A 14,533-nucleotide genomic window follows, 5' to 3' on the forward strand; every position below is an offset into this window, starting at 1 on the left:
TTAAAAAATTACATTAACCCCTAAATAATAAGCTCGGCCCGGCATGGGGTAATACTTAACCAGCTCATATGATTTATCAAGAAGGTTTTCAACCCTTCCACTAAGTTTAATTTTTGCAAAATCAGTTTTTAGTCGATATCCGGCATTTACATCAAGAAGAAAACTTCCATCGACCTTTTGTTCTTCCCAATTTTTAGTATGTGATCTAAAAGTTGTAATAATTCCAGCATTCCAGTTTTTGTGAATAAAATCACTCAAAAGCTTGGTAATATGATGTGGACGATACGCCAAAGTTTGTTTATAGTCATCACTGTTTTTATCATTATTGTAGGCATCGTTATAAGCATATTTTACAACTGTTCTAACTACATTATTGGCAACATTTAAAGTATGATTCAATTCTACCTCTAAACCTTTACTTATCATTTTACCAGTATTAGTAGAGCTCCAGTGCCCTCCATCAGGACGCCATCCAATCGAATTTTTATTTTTAGACTGATACAAACTTAAATCCGACGAAAAATTCCCAATTTTACTTGTAAAAGAAAGTAAGGACAATCCTATTTCTGCATTCCAACCTTCTTCTGCTTTAAGATCCGGATTTCCTCCTGGCATCCAATACCTATCGTTAAAAGTAGGTCTTCGATAATGCGTTCCTGCTTTTGCTCTAAAATTCAAAACATTTGGTAATACATGAAATAAAGAGCTAAATGAATACATTTCAGGTGGATTAACCTCTGAATTCCATTCTTTCCCAATTGTGACAATAAAGGTTCCAAAGTCAGGCGAATATTTAGTCGCTAATGTTACTCTAGATTCATTCTCCTCCTTTTCGTAATTATTCGTCTCCCCTTTCAACCACGAGTATTTCACATTAACATCCATACTGAACTTGCTATTTGCATAGTAGCGTACATTGGCATCATTCAACACTCTTCTGGATTGAATAACCGACACATAATCATCGGTATATTTTAAATAGTCAAACAAATAAGCTGTCTTTGCTTCAATTCGGAACTTTCCTACTAAAGTTTTCCATCCCAGATATACTTTTAATGACGAATCTCTCTGTTGCTGATTACTTTTGGGTGTTCCGATTCCCATTATTCCAGGAATCTTTTTTCTTTTAGCCTGATACCAAGCCCCCATATCTAAGTAATGCTTATTCAATTTCAGATGTAAATCGTGAATCGTACCATAAACCCTGTTTTCATTATTGGTTAATCTTTCTGTAGGCGAATCAAAATCATACTTATCTGTGTATTTAAAATCATTTTTACCATATTGAAAAAATGCCTGTGCTGTATAAGAAATCCAGCTATTGGAATATTTCCCGTAAAGTTTTGTTTTGTAATTCGAAAAGCTCCCTACTTCCGATTGTACTCCTACTAAAGACTCATTTTTCCAGTTTGGAGTATTGGAAAGTTCAATTGCCCCTCCCATGGTACCACTTCCATATAAAGAAGATACTGCGCCGTAAACAATTTCAACATTATCAAAACTTCCAGCACCAATCAGCGACAAATCAGCAGAGCCTGTTGTAAGTGAGTTTACCGGAACTCCATTCCAATTAACAGATGTACTTGCTGCCGAAGCTCCACGCACACTTGCATTAGATAGGGCCCCAAATGCGCCATTTGATGATACCGTTACCAATGATATTTTCTCCAATACAGAACCCAAATCCTTACTGTCATAATTCTGAAGAACCGTTGTATCTAGCTTGACTATCTTTTCGGTTTGTGTAAAATGTTTTAATCGTGGTGCTATAATATCAATGGCATTAATATGAACCGTATCCATACTACTCGATTGTGCCATCACACTAATCCTAAAACAACATATCACCAGCACAATAATAAATTTCCACTTCATCTTATTGGTTTGATAACGAAGAAAACATTGGGATAACAACAGTTTGAGCTACTAAAACCTATCGTTTTCCAAACACCTTCTCCGAATGTTTTGAAAAATTGTATGCAGATTGGCAGGTCTTCTGGCTTGCTCAACTTTTATCAACCTTCCCATCCCTATTAGGAACAGTGGTATCGCAGTATAAAAGCTTTTTATTTGAGCTTACAGCTACGGGAACAGCTCCGGACTTGAACCGGATTCCCTTTTCATCTCAATTTGTTAAGAAACAAATGTACGAGAACCAAATGCGTTGCAAATGTATGAAAAAAGACCAATAAATCCATTACTAACAAACCATTTTAAAACATGCTGTTTATCAGCTATTAACAAAAAATTCACTTATACTAAAAAGGGAATCTATTAAGATAGATTCCCCTTGTTTTGTCATAAATGTTATATCTTAAAACTGATATGAGAATTTTGCCATAAATGCTCTACCTGGCATATTATATCCATCTTTCTCTGTATAGTTTTCATCTAGTAAATTTGAAATTGAAAATCCAACAGTATAGTTCTCGTTAAAAGAATAGCTGGCTGAATAATCAAACACATAAGAAACTGGGTGACGCAACAATTCATCATTAACTAAATCAGGACGCACCTCTTTTTCATTATATACAATTGGTTCCTTCGTAATGTTTGGCCAATTGGAATAATCCGCAAGGTACATGTAGTTATTCTCATATCTGTGACCAATATATCTTCCATTCAATCTTGTCGAAAATCCTTTTAAGTTATCGAATTCGATACCAAATGAAGCTGTGTTATCACGCACGTACCTCATCTCTCCTTCCAACTGGTTGCCTTGGGCATCCTTATATTTTACTGTAGCATCAATCAAATGAGTATAGTTTACATACAATCGCAAGGAATAATCATAGTCTCTTAATGCACCAAAATCATAAGAAGCGCTTAATTCCAATCCATCCATATCAGAACTTAACGCATTTACATAGGTTCTGCTATAATCAGGTAAAGAACTTCTGATGATTTTATCTTTGTGATGTGTATTAAAGTAGGTAAGGTCGAAATTGATTCCTTTTCTGTAATTATTATAAGCCAAACCAAAGTCTGTTGTATTCGATTTTTCAGGATTCAAATCTGGGTTTCCTACTGTTTTTGAAGTCCCTCTGGTATACTCCCCTGCTACTTGATATGCTTTAGGTGCCAAAAAAGCATCTCCCCAACTTGCATGAGCCGATAGGCCACCAATTAAATTATATTTTACACCAATATTTTTAGTAAACACTCGGTAATCCTCATTCTTCTTTTCATTTCCTAACAAATCATCAGCTTCCAATTTAAACTTGATGTGATCTCCTCTTGCTCCAAGCATCAAGTTCAACTTGTCATTTAATAATTTGAATTGCAATTGCGCATAAAGCCCTGTAGCGATATTCTTATAATCTGGTTGGTAAGGAGCTTCAACATTGCCGCTGGTATCGAAGTTGGCACTTTCGTATTTTTCGGTTTTATTATCCAAACCAAAGGCAAGGTTGTGTTTTCCTATTTGGTAGGAATCTGTCAATTGGAATCCATAGTTTTTGTAAACACTTTCAAAATCACCATAGCCATCAGATCCAACATCAATCGTTTTATTCTCCTCGTTTGAATAGAAAGGAGAAAACTTGATGCTATGATTTTTGATTTTACCCACTACATCAAAACCCGTTGTAAAACGTTCGATATCTTTAGAGTCCATTCCTTCGGTATGCCAGAAGTTACCTGGAGTTTCGACATCATCACCTCTGTAGTATCCTCCGTTCAGGTTAATCTTCCAACCTGCTGCTAGTTTTATTCCCAATCGAGTATTCAAATTGTAGGTAGTGAATTTCGTATTCTCCATTCTTTCTCCATAAGTACTTTCGTCCAGAATCGATTTTGCATACTTCTCGTCATACAAGTTTCGATCACCAGTTTTGTAATCTTTCCCTTGATTATAGTAGGAGTATCCCAAATCAAAATCTACTGTTTCTGAAACAGAGCCACCTAATCCTACATTTATCTTTGAAGTATTAAAACTTCCATTTTCAACGGTAACCCTACCTCGTAAATCTCCTGTGCTATTTTTGGTTACAATATTCACAACCCCAGCCATAGCTGCCGATCCATATTGGGCAGAAAAAGGACCTTTCAATATTTCTACTCGTTCTACATTCTGCAAGTTAATACTTGCAATATTTTCAGTACCAGCTGGTTTTCCATCCACTAAAATCACAGTATACTTTACACTTGGCGAAGGAGTAAAACCACGCATACTAACCGTTGCCTGCACACCTGGATATTGCAAAATATCAATCGATGCTGATCTTTTTAATAAACCTGCCACATCAACAGCTGGTGATGCTTCAATGATTCTTTGAGTAATCACTTCAATTTTTTGCGGTAAATCCTTAAGTTTTGCATTCACTCTGGAAGCATTAATTTCTACTTCCTCCAGGTTCAAATGCTTTACAACCTTTTTGTCATCAGTTGAATTTGGCACTTCATCAGCTTTTACAGTAGCGTTAAATAATGACAGCAATGCAAAAGCAGTTAAAAACGTTCTTTTCATGTCTTTAAAGAATAAAATGAAAATAAGATTAACTAATGCAATGCAGACAGGGAGCTTAAAAGAAATTTCACAACATACCGTAAAGGACCAGTTTTGGCAGAAAAATCCTTATTTAGTTATTGATTACTATTTCGTTCGCTTGCTCTTTTTCCCGAAAGCAATGACTTAAATGTTTGCAGTGGCAGGTCTTCTGACTTGTTCTACTTTTTGAGGCCTTCCCATCCCTATGTATCGGGACAGTGGCAAGGAGTATTTCAAAAAGCTATATAGAACTTACAGCTACGGGTATAGTTCCGGATTTTCACCGGATTCCCTTTTCATTTCTACTTCTGATAATAGAGAAGTAAAAAACCAAATGCAGCGCAAATGTATACAAATTTTCGCTACAACTTTCTTAAAAAGATCGTTTATTCAACATCTTTTTCAAGCTCAATTAATTCGTGTGTAAAGTTTCTTTTAGGCAGGCAATTAACTCTTGAATACTGTTGCAGCAGGTAACGCTTCCATTCTGGTGGATTTCCCATTTCATGGTTTCTTCTATTAATTTCACGCAACAATCCCCCACTTGCTCACAGGTAACCTGGTATCCTTCACGAGACAAGGCACGCTGTGTCCAAAATCCCATTACATCATTACCCAAAAGTTGAATGGTCTGTTTTTTCTGGTAATTCATGATAAAATTACCGGTCTTTCTATCGAAATTGAAAGATTTATTCTGGAAAGTATCTTCAATGCTACCATTCAATACCAAATCTTCAGGAGCACCTACCTTTACGGGTTGATTTCTTGCCATCAACCAGATTAAATCGGCTGCTTGTAAAGCCAAATCCAACTCATGAGTAGACATCAAAATGGCTTTATTGGTTTCTCTTGCCAAACGATGTAAGAGACGCATAATTTCAACACGGTTCGGCAGATCGAGATGCGCTGTAGGTTCATCCAACATGATTAACGGCGTATCTTGTGCCAAAGCCTTTGCTATCATTACTCGCTGACGTTCACCATCACTCAATTGATTGATGTAGTGATTCGCGTAATGCAGTAATCCAACCTGCTCGAGAGCCCATTTTATTTTTTCATTATCAGCATCAGATAATTTCCCCATCCAGGAGGTATACGGATGACGTCCCAAAGAAACTATGTGATATACGGTAAGATTACCAACATTAATCCTTTCCGTTAGAACGATACTTAAGAGCTGTGCAATTTCTTTAAAGTTTCTATCTCGAATTGGAATGCCCTCAACCAACGTACAACCATCTAATGGAGATTGTATACCGGCAATGGTTCTCATCAAAGTAGATTTACCTGCTCCATTAGGGCCAAGCAAACAAACCATTTCACCTTTACGAATCGTTAGATTGATATCAGACAACAGACACAAAGTATCTTTCTTCGATTGCTTGTAACCTATAGCAAGATCTTTGGTAACCAATATATTTTGATGCTCTCTCTCCTCTTTCATAGTTCCATTATCCACCAAAGGATGCTTTTACATTTCTACTCCTCATAATTACCCATATCACTACTGGTCCTCCAAATAATGCTGTTACAGAATTAATAGGCAATGTATTTTGATTCCCTGGCAATTGAGAAAATATATCACAAATTAACATGATTGCTGCACCAATGAGAACCACAGCTGGCATTAACACTTTATGACTTGCTGTTCTAAAAATAGATCGTGCAATATGCGGAACTGCAACGCCCACAAAAGCAATCGGTCCAGTAAATGCCGTTAATGTTCCTGCGATTAAAGCCGTGCTAATGATTACAGCGATTCTGGTTTTATTTACCGATATTCCTACCCCTCGGGCATAGTTTTCTCCCAACAGCAGTGCATCCATAGGTTTTATCAGGAAAAATGCCAAAACTAAACCTGTAAATACAATTGGCCCCATTACCTGCATCTCTGTCCATGTTACACCAGCCAAAGAACCAAATGTCCAAACAATGAAACTCTGTATTTGTTCGGGTTCACTAAAGTATTGTAATATATTTACGATTGCCCCGGTAATACTACCAAACATGATTCCTATAATCAATAAAGAGACACTATCGGATATACGAATTGAGGCTAACGCTACCAGCAAAAACACTAGCGACGCACCTGCAACGGCCGCCACCACCAAAGCCCAGTTTCCTAGCAAAGCAGAAACTGCTCCGAAAAAGGCTGGAACAATTGCCGAGGCCATTACCATTAAAGCAACACCTAAGCTAGCTCCCGAACTAATTCCCAAAACAAAAGGTCCTGCTAAAGGATTTCTAAACAATGTTTGCATCATTAATCCTGTTACCGATAATCCAGCTCCAACCAAAATGGCTGTTAAAGCTTTGGGTAATCTAAAATTAAGCACAATATAATTCCATGAAGTTTTCACCTCGCTGCCCGACAATATTGCAAACACCTTCTCAAAAGGAATATTTACCGATCCGAAAATCAGATCAAGCAGTAATAAAGCAATGATAATAAGGCCTAAACCTCCAAATAAAATAGAAACAATTTTACCTTTTTGAGAAATCATAGTTCTGTTAATTCAATTTCTGATAAAAATGCAATTCATAATCCGGCAACAATTCCGGATGTAAAATTTTAATAATATCCTTAAATACCACATCAGGCTGCATTACTCCAGATTCAAACCAATCATTGGCACCACTCTCTTTCATTCTTTTGGTGTAACAAAATACCTGCTTTGTTTTGTACGACTTAAACAAAGTATACCTATCATCCAGATTTTCCAGATCTTTTATGGTACGGCATTGCCCCGGACCAAACCAAATATCGGCATCATGTTGTTTGTCGAACACCGTTTCAAAACTTAAAGGCATACTTCCGCTGGTACTATCCGAAAACCAGCAATAATCTGCCTTTCCATCCCTAAGAAATTGAGCCAAGTATGATTGTCCTCCTGGCATGTACCAAGTGCCTTTAAAGTTATATCCTGAAAGAATTGTTGGCTTATTTTTAACGGTAGTTACAATTGATTTTAAATCATGGTATCTTTTTTCAACCTCATCGAAATGCTGCTCGGCCTCTGCTTCCTTATTAAAAAAGGCCGCAATAAACTTGGCCCATTCGGCACGAGCCAAAGGCGAAGATTCCATCCATTCTATATTATAGGCAACAGGTAATCCTGCTTGCATCAACTTGGTTTCTCTATCGGTAATCTTCATAAAACCAGCCACCATTACCAAATCCGGATCGATTTCAACAATCTTTTCAAAATTTAGTGTTTCAGAATGACCTACTGCCTGAATTTCACCAGACTTAGCTCTCTTGTCAATTTCCTCATCGTAAATTCTATTCGGCAAAGAAACAGCTACAATTTTATCCTCAACGCCTAAAAATTTTAAAATTCCGATTTGAGTATTCGAAAGTGCAGCAATACTTTTAACGGGAACATCTACCAGCAAACCATCATCAGGAAGTTTTCCTTTAAATTGATCTCCTCTGTTTTTAAGGTAATACTTCTGAAAAACCTTGCCTTCATTCCAAGGGTCCCAAACAATTAACTCCTTTAAATTATTATCCAGAATGTTGATTTCGAATCCTTTTGCATACTTCAGTTTTGTGTGATGATAAAAAGCCTTATCAGCAACGCCAGGTTCCGATTTCTGTGAAGTCTGCTTTTTTTGCTCTCCTGATTGACATGCAACAAAACCTAAAACAGTCAGAAGCAACAAGTTTAGGCCGATCGTTTTTAATAAGTTCATTTCTTCCACAAATTATTGTGGGGAAGGATGATAAGAAAATACAATTCTCAAAATTATACTCTCGTTACTCAGTTCCCCGAAGTCACGAAATAGTTTCATTAATTAGGCAGGTATTCCGACTTAACTATCTTAGGAGAGTATTACGGCTGCGGGGACAGCTTTGGATTTTCACCAAATTCCCTTTTCATTCTTGAAACAAGAAACCCAATTGCTGCAAAGCTATGCAATATTTTGGAAATAAAAATACCTTACAGAACAATAGAATACTACTACAATTCACAAAAACTTTTAAGATAAAATGAGAATCGCCAACAGAAATGAAAGCTTTTCGTTATTTTATTATTGTGTAAAATTGTGGAATAAAAACTACTCAGCAGTGCTTGAATTGACTTTGGAATTTCACAACTTTTCTACTTTTTCACGATTCAAACTTTTCAAGACTTTCAGAAAAAAAAAGAGATCAAACCAAGGTGGATCTAATCTCTTACTTAAAATACAATCAGTATGGTGTCATACTGCCACAATTTCTTTCTTCATGCTATAAAGAACAAAAAGAACTTCTTCTTTCTCTTTTTGCCCAACATTGTTCATTTCGAGCGCTTGCAATATGTCATCAATAACAGCATTAAATTCCACATCGCTAATATTCATTCCTTTGTGAGTTGTTAACATATCCTTGCCCTCATAAACGTTAGGGCCTCCGGTTCCCATAATAAAAAAGTTAGCTGCTGCTTTTTTTAGTTCAGGGATGTTGCTCTTTGAATAACGCGGTGCAATAGCAGGATGTTTTAGATGTAAATCTAAGGCATCACTAGCTATTTTTGTAATTCCTTCACTACCTCCAAGTCTTTCGTAAAGTGATAACTCCATTTCTAAATCCTCCTAATTATAAAATAAACAAGAATTTACGGAGAATTAGCTGCAATGTCAATTAATTAAACAAGCTAAACCCGCTGAATATCAATCACAACAACACATTTACAATCTAAATAACAATGAAAACATGCTACAGGTAAATCCTTTATCAAAGCTTTTTCTTACTGTATTAATTAGCATAGAAGCAAACTACATCCAATCAAAAGGAACTTCGATTTGAACTATTTTATGGATAGCAGGACAAATTCAATCCTTTATTTATTTCAAATTGCTTCGCTGTACTTCCAATTTGCTTGTAAATTCATCCATATCTTTTGTAATGAACTCATGAACCACAATCTCTGGTTGAACTTCTGCTATAATTTCGTTCACACGTTCGGTTCGAAAAGGCAAATGCTGATCGATTTGCAAAACATGATTACGGGCTGCTGAATATTTTTCACGATGGGTTAGTTGTTCCCAATCCTGAGGAAAACCATTTTGCAATTGCTTTAACTGATATTCTCCCGACAAACTGCAATTTAGATGCAGACTTTTAATTTTGTCTTGCACATCTTTCGATAATCTTGATATTCTATCCAAAACAAAATCGATGGCTTCATCCTCACAACGCAGCGCTGGATTGGTATTCATTAAATGTCCTGTATCCAACAAAACATTCCAATTGCTGAACTCTAACCTTCCTGCAAAATCATCTACCTCTGCTGGGAATAGTAGGTCTAAACCTGGCCACCACAAGTTTTCGATTGCCAATGTAACCGGAGGTTCGCCATCGGTGAATTTCTGAGCTGTACGATTTAACATCTCTGCCAAGTTAGCACTAACCTCGGTGTTCTTATAAGTAAAATCGCGAGAAAAGGCATGATCTAACTCAACATGAGCAGCATGTATTACTGCATGTGCTGGATTAAATAGACTTGCATGCTCCCACAACTTCTTTTGCGTTTGCACCATTTCTGATGCATTCTTACCTCCACAACAAAATTGCAGGTAATCATTATTTACATCCGGGAAATAATATTTTGCAGCTTCTTCTCCTTTTCGCCAAACATCCAACCATGTTACCCAAAAAGGCAAATGAATTGATTTTACCACTTCTTTGGGGATTTCATCAGACGGATGATCGTATCCTATTAATAATTCTACTCCATCTAACTCCTGTGTATTGATATATTCTTTTAATCCCTCCCATTTGTTATCGAATCGATCCACATCAGAAGGATGAACTGAAAAGTCTATTAAGTTTTGGTAGCTCATTGTCTAAAATTTTGCTCCAAAAATAGTTCAATACCAATCAGCAATCAAAAAGATTGATGAAATATATTAATCTGTGAGTACATATTGGCGCTAAATAAAATTTCTTCAAAAAGAATCGAGAATGAAATTTTAATGGTTTAAATGAGCATTTTTAAAGCTAGGTTTTCTATCAATTTTGATCACTTTTTTAGAAGCACAGTCCAAAAATGACGTTTTGCCCCTTTTTCGAAAATTCCGTAAACGTTATCATAAACATTCCAAATGGTCAAATCATGTTAATAATGACAAAATTCTTTATTAAATCTGTGTAACGCAAACAATTTCGGGAGTTTCCGAAACCGTTATAAGTTCATTTTTTTGTTATTTCTCTACTTTTCGAGAATTTTATTTAGATCATTTCTATCAATAATCTATAGATTTACAATGTCAGCATGAGAGAAAAAACAATAGCTGATTTATTTAACTTTTAATTATAAATTTTAATTACAATGAGAACAAAAAATGTAAATTTAAAAGGAATCGTATTGGGAGCATTACTATTCTTAGGCGCAAGTTCAGCTTTTGCCACTGGTAACATCAAAATCAATCCATATTTGGATACAGATTTATCTATCGTTTCTATCATTAACCCTTCTGAATCGGCACTAAAAATGAAGATTTACGATAGAGAAGGAAACCTATACTATTCTAAAAAAGTAAATAGTGCAACTACCGATCAGAAACTATTTGACTTTTCTTATTTGGAAGACGGTATTTACAAGATTGTACTAAGTGGTGCAGATGAGAATGTTGAAAAAGAATTCATTATTGAAGGTAATAAACTAAAAGTTACAGATACCAAAGAAGTTGCTGAGAAAACTTTATTCAGATCTCAAGACAACAACTTGTTTGTGAGCTACCTTTCTTTTGAAAATAATACTTTCAACCTTTCTATTACCGATGAATTAGGCAATGAAGTTTTCGAAGAGTCATATACTTCAGCTCCAACTTTTTCAAAGAAGTTTAATGTTACTGCATTACCTGAAGGAGAGTACAAAGTACGTTTAGTTTCGAATAACAAAGAATACAATTATGCCTTCAGAAAGTAATGAGCAATGTGGGTCGTGTGACCAGATGATTCCAATGAATCACAATTTTTTAATAAGTGTATCCCATTCATGTTAGAGATACACTTATTTTTTTATTCCCTAAAATCTCAAAGCTCAATATCTATTGGCTTACTGCAACTGTTTTCTTTCCGATGCAATAAAATCATAATACGGAAGTTGCAAGTCTTTTATTTTTGCATATTGCTCTTTAGCATTCTCAACTTGTTCGAGAGACAAATAAATTCTCGCCAACAAGGCTGCTTTCAAATTTTCATTCTCTTCATTGCTCGGCTTACAAGAAGCTAAAACTTTTAAAGCTTTCTTACCACTTTTATTTAAGCAAGATAGTATCTGTACTTTTTGCGATAAATCTTTGTTCTTCGATTTCTTTAATAATTTCTCAGCCTGCTTAAAACACATTCGGCTTTTATAAGAAAGAGATTTTACCGCCTCACGTTCTACTACAGTGCTCTGCTCTTGATAACACATCGCAAGCTGTAATGCTTTATCAACATTTTCATCGTCTTTCTCAAGTTCAACTGTAGATTTATAAATATCTTCCAAAGAAAAACTGTAAGCAGTAAGTAAATTTTCCATTCGCCTAAGCGATTGGTAACCGGTGATGGACTCAAACTGATTATTCCATGCGTCAGTAATAAAAATTTTTGGTATTGCTTTTACCAGAAAATCAGGATTTGAAAAACCGCTACTTAAATCCAATTTCACAAAAACATATTTTGCAGCGTAAATTCCCATATTATCTTTTTCCCAAACATCCTCATCCATTTTTTTGCAAGGTCCGCACCAGTTGGCCCAACAATCTACCACTATTAGTTTGTTTTGTTCTTTAGCAATTTTCTTTGCTTCGGCATATGAACTCATCCAATGAATTTGCCCATTTGCAATAAAACCTATTAACAGGCAAATTGAAATCAAACTTAATTTTTTTAATTCTCTCATTTGTTTTGTGATTTAGTTAAATGATTGACTCTGCTTTCTGAAACAGAATAAGAAAGAGACCTTAAACCAAATTAAAGTCTCTTACATATATTTTGAATTTATTTACGACTCAACATTTTCCATTTGAGGCTCTTCAGTTTCTTTTATTGGCTCAGTAACAGTTGGAGAATCAATTGCTACTTCTTTTTTCTTACCCGCAATGTTTCTTACTTTTTTAAGGATATGAGAGAACATATACTCTTCGGCTTTTAGTTTGTCTTTCTTCATTAAAAGCTTACCGGTTCTGGATACATCACTTAGTATGGCCCATAGCTTTTCGAACTCACCATTGTTATTCGCGACCAATTGCTTTCTTTCGCTCATTTTTTCATCCTGCTGCTCGTTCAGTTCTTTCACTTTTTGAGTCATGCTTACAATATCGCTACCGATCTCTTCCTTGTAACCTTTTGCCTTCAACGCTTCCAGGTTGTCAGTCACATTCTGCTGAACAAGTTTAATTCTAAGTAAATAACCTTCAACATTCTTCTTTCGCAATTCCTTTTTAGCTTCCTTTATACCAAAATCAGAAAATTTAATAGACAGGGTTTTGTTTGCACGTTGTGCATAGGCCGATGTAAAATCCAATTTATCAACAATTTCGCTCATCAACTGATACATTTCCTCAGTTATCTGTTTCATATCTGCCGTGAGATGACTTGCCAAGTTAAGGTGCTCTACTTTCTGAATTTGACTAAGCCAGCTGGCCTCATACTCATCGTTGTATTCAGGTGAAAAACCTTCAAATAGAACTCGATCACGCTTGAAACGATTCAATAAAAAGTTTCCTACAACTGGTAATTCTTCTTGTCTGAACTTGTAATACTTAGCACTCATTTTTAAAAGATTTAATGTTAATATTAATAAAATTGATATCTGATACTCAAGTTTATCTTCTATTAAACCATCCCCTCTTCCTATTTTCCTTCTTCTGGTTTATTTCTATTTTCCTGTTTTTATTATTTGCTACCTCCCTTTTGGGTCGGGAAATCTACTTTCTGATTCCCCCTTGCATTTACAAGGTCGGAATGCTTACTTTTTCATTCTTCTATACTCTTTCAAGGTCGGAATGTTTACTTTCTGTTTCCCCCGCCTTTTTTCTGAGTCGGATTGTCTGCTTTTTCATTCCATCGTCTATATTCAAGGTCGGATTACTTACTTTCTCATTCCTCCACCTTTTTTTCGGCCTCGGATTGTCAACTTTTCTTTCCAATTGACCATTTTCTAGCTTTTTATCTAATCTATTTTTTGCTTTTATTCTTTTCTTCCGGTTCTTATTCAGTTTTTTCTATTACTTTAATGATTTATATATCGCTTTGTTTCACATATGAATTGTTAAGAATAAATTCTTTATTTGAGTTTCAAAAATCTGTCCTGAGTTATTAGAGAAATTTATTTCAAAAAAATATTTTTTACGAGTTTAACCGTAAATTTCTTATTTCCTCCTACTAAATTAATAGTTTATATGAATATGTCAACATTCTATCGAAGTTTTTTTTACAATTCACCATGAGTTTTTTTCTTCATTATCAGCATTTATTAGTCTTTCATCATATTTTTTTTCGAAAGAAATTAATCTTCTATTCCAATTTTTAAGTTCATATCTACTCAATTATTTTTTCAATTTTATACCAAAAGGATATCCACTCCATTTGTATTTATTCATCAGAAACAATATCTTCATGCTCGTCTTAAAAAAAGAAAGACAATACCACTATTTAAAATTTAATTAGATGAAAAAACTATTATTTGCAATCGCAATCTGCGGATTCGTGTTAAGCTCTTGTGGAAACAAGACTAAAAAAGAAGCTACATCAGAAAAATCTTGTTGTTCAAAAGAAAAAACTGAAGTAGTTGCTGAGAAAAAAGAAGAATGCAAAGGTGAATGTACAGGTTGTGCGCATGGTACAAAAACTGAAGCCACTGCTGAAACTACAGAAAAGAAATGCTCTGGAGAGTGTGATCATCACAAAGCTGAAGCAAAAACAGAATGTAAAAGTGATTGCAAAAAAGAATGTAGCAAAGAATCGTAAGCTTACATACAAGAAAAAGTAAAAGGTCGCAGATAAATCTGCGACCTTTTTTTTATGTACGTTTTTCCAAGTACCTATTCCTAATCATGCAAAATCAA

General features: G+C 35.2%; 11 protein-coding genes and 3 riboswitches. Of the genes, 2 read left to right on the top strand and 9 right to left on the bottom strand.

Annotated elements, in window-relative coordinates:
* The 7 genes from BXY64_RS11235 to BXY64_RS11265 form a co-directional block, all read right to left on the bottom strand.
* Complete coding sequence (locus BXY64_RS11235) at positions 1–1,875, bottom strand: TonB-dependent receptor (protein ID WP_120240061.1); 1,875 nt, start codon at positions 1,873–1,875, stop codon at positions 1–3.
* 94 nt (positions 1,876–1,969) lie between these two features.
* Positions 1,970–2,175: riboswitch (cobalamin riboswitch) on the bottom strand.
* Between the two features lie 139 nt (positions 2,176–2,314).
* Positions 2,315–4,468, bottom strand: coding sequence for a TonB-dependent receptor plug domain-containing protein (locus BXY64_RS11240; protein ID WP_120240062.1), 2,154 nt, complete (start codon positions 4,466–4,468; stop codon positions 2,315–2,317).
* A gap of 163 nt (positions 4,469–4,631) precedes the next feature.
* Positions 4,632–4,839: riboswitch (cobalamin riboswitch) on the bottom strand.
* A 62-nt stretch (positions 4,840–4,901) separates the two neighbouring features.
* Positions 4,902–5,948 (bottom strand): ABC transporter ATP-binding protein, encoded by a 1,047-nt coding sequence (locus tag BXY64_RS11245; protein ID WP_120240063.1) that lies wholly within the window; start codon positions 5,946–5,948, stop codon positions 4,902–4,904.
* Positions 5,941–6,993, bottom strand: a complete 1,053-nt coding sequence (locus BXY64_RS11250) for an iron ABC transporter permease (protein WP_120240064.1) — start codon at positions 6,991–6,993, stop codon at positions 5,941–5,943. Before BXY64_RS11250 ends, BXY64_RS11245 begins: the two co-directional genes overlap by 8 nt.
* A gap of 7 nt (positions 6,994–7,000) precedes the next feature.
* A complete protein-coding gene (locus BXY64_RS11255) occupies positions 7,001–8,185 on the bottom strand; it encodes an ABC transporter substrate-binding protein (protein WP_120240065.1) in 1,185 nt (394 codons plus the stop codon).
* An 88-nt stretch (positions 8,186–8,273) separates the two neighbouring features.
* A riboswitch (cobalamin riboswitch) is annotated at positions 8,274–8,408 on the bottom strand.
* Between the two features lie 287 nt (positions 8,409–8,695).
* Positions 8,696–9,055, bottom strand: a complete 360-nt coding sequence (locus BXY64_RS11260; RefSeq protein ID WP_120240066.1) for a group I truncated hemoglobin — start codon at positions 9,053–9,055, stop codon at positions 8,696–8,698.
* Between the two features lie 264 nt (positions 9,056–9,319).
* Positions 9,320–10,318, bottom strand: a complete 999-nt coding sequence (locus BXY64_RS11265; RefSeq protein WP_120240067.1) for an apurinic/apyrimidinic endonuclease family protein — start codon at positions 10,316–10,318, stop codon at positions 9,320–9,322.
* Positions 10,319–10,806: 488 nt separating this feature from the next.
* On the opposite strand from BXY64_RS11265, the gene BXY64_RS11270 reads away from it, so the two are divergent.
* Positions 10,807–11,406: a hypothetical protein gene (locus BXY64_RS11270; RefSeq protein WP_120240068.1), complete on the top strand. Its 600-nt coding sequence runs from the start codon at positions 10,807–10,809 to the stop codon at positions 11,404–11,406.
* 129 nt (positions 11,407–11,535) lie between these two features.
* On the opposite strand, the gene BXY64_RS11275 is transcribed toward BXY64_RS11270, so the two are convergent.
* On the bottom strand, positions 11,536–12,366 hold the full coding sequence (locus BXY64_RS11275; protein WP_120240069.1) for a thioredoxin family protein: 831 nt from the start codon (positions 12,364–12,366) through the stop codon (positions 11,536–11,538).
* A 102-nt stretch (positions 12,367–12,468) separates the two neighbouring features.
* Entirely contained in the window at positions 12,469–13,239 is a 771-nt protein-coding gene (locus BXY64_RS11280; protein WP_120240070.1) for a hypothetical protein, read from the bottom strand.
* Between the two features lie 896 nt (positions 13,240–14,135).
* On the opposite strand from BXY64_RS11280, the gene BXY64_RS11285 reads away from it, so the two are divergent.
* Positions 14,136–14,435 (top strand): hypothetical protein, encoded by a 300-nt coding sequence (locus BXY64_RS11285; RefSeq protein ID WP_120240071.1) that lies wholly within the window; start codon positions 14,136–14,138, stop codon positions 14,433–14,435.
* The last annotated feature ends 98 nt before the right edge of the window (positions 14,436–14,533 follow it).

The organism is Marinifilum flexuosum (genome assembly GCF_003610555.1).
Taxonomy (GTDB): domain Bacteria; phylum Bacteroidota; class Bacteroidia; order Bacteroidales; family Marinifilaceae; genus Marinifilum; species Marinifilum flexuosum.

What these genes read in the sequence shown, in the direction of transcription:
- BXY64_RS11265 (WP_120240067.1), bottom strand. Translation starts at nt 10,318, where the DNA reads ATGAGCTACCAAAACTTAATAGACTTTTCAGTTCATCCTTCTGATGTG.
- BXY64_RS11235 (WP_120240061.1), bottom strand. Translation starts at nt 1,875, where the DNA reads ATGAAGTGGAAATTTATTATTGTGCTGGTGATATGTTGTTTTAGGATT.
- BXY64_RS11250 (WP_120240064.1), bottom strand. Translation starts at nt 6,993, where the DNA reads ATGATTTCTCAAAAAGGTAAAATTGTTTCTATTTTATTTGGAGGTTTA.
- BXY64_RS11240 (WP_120240062.1), bottom strand. Translation starts at nt 4,468, where the DNA reads ATGAAAAGAACGTTTTTAACTGCTTTTGCATTGCTGTCATTATTTAAC.
- BXY64_RS11270 (WP_120240068.1), top strand. Translation starts at nt 10,807, where the DNA reads ATGAGAACAAAAAATGTAAATTTAAAAGGAATCGTATTGGGAGCATTA.
- BXY64_RS11275 (WP_120240069.1), bottom strand. Translation starts at nt 12,366, where the DNA reads ATGAGAGAATTAAAAAAATTAAGTTTGATTTCAATTTGCCTGTTAATA.
- BXY64_RS11260 (WP_120240066.1), bottom strand. Translation starts at nt 9,055, where the DNA reads ATGGAGTTATCACTTTACGAAAGACTTGGAGGTAGTGAAGGAATTACA.
- BXY64_RS11255 (WP_120240065.1), bottom strand. Translation starts at nt 8,185, where the DNA reads ATGAACTTATTAAAAACGATCGGCCTAAACTTGTTGCTTCTGACTGTT.
- BXY64_RS11285 (WP_120240071.1), top strand. Translation starts at nt 14,136, where the DNA reads ATGAAAAAACTATTATTTGCAATCGCAATCTGCGGATTCGTGTTAAGC.
- BXY64_RS11280 (WP_120240070.1), bottom strand. Translation starts at nt 13,239, where the DNA reads ATGAGTGCTAAGTATTACAAGTTCAGACAAGAAGAATTACCAGTTGTA.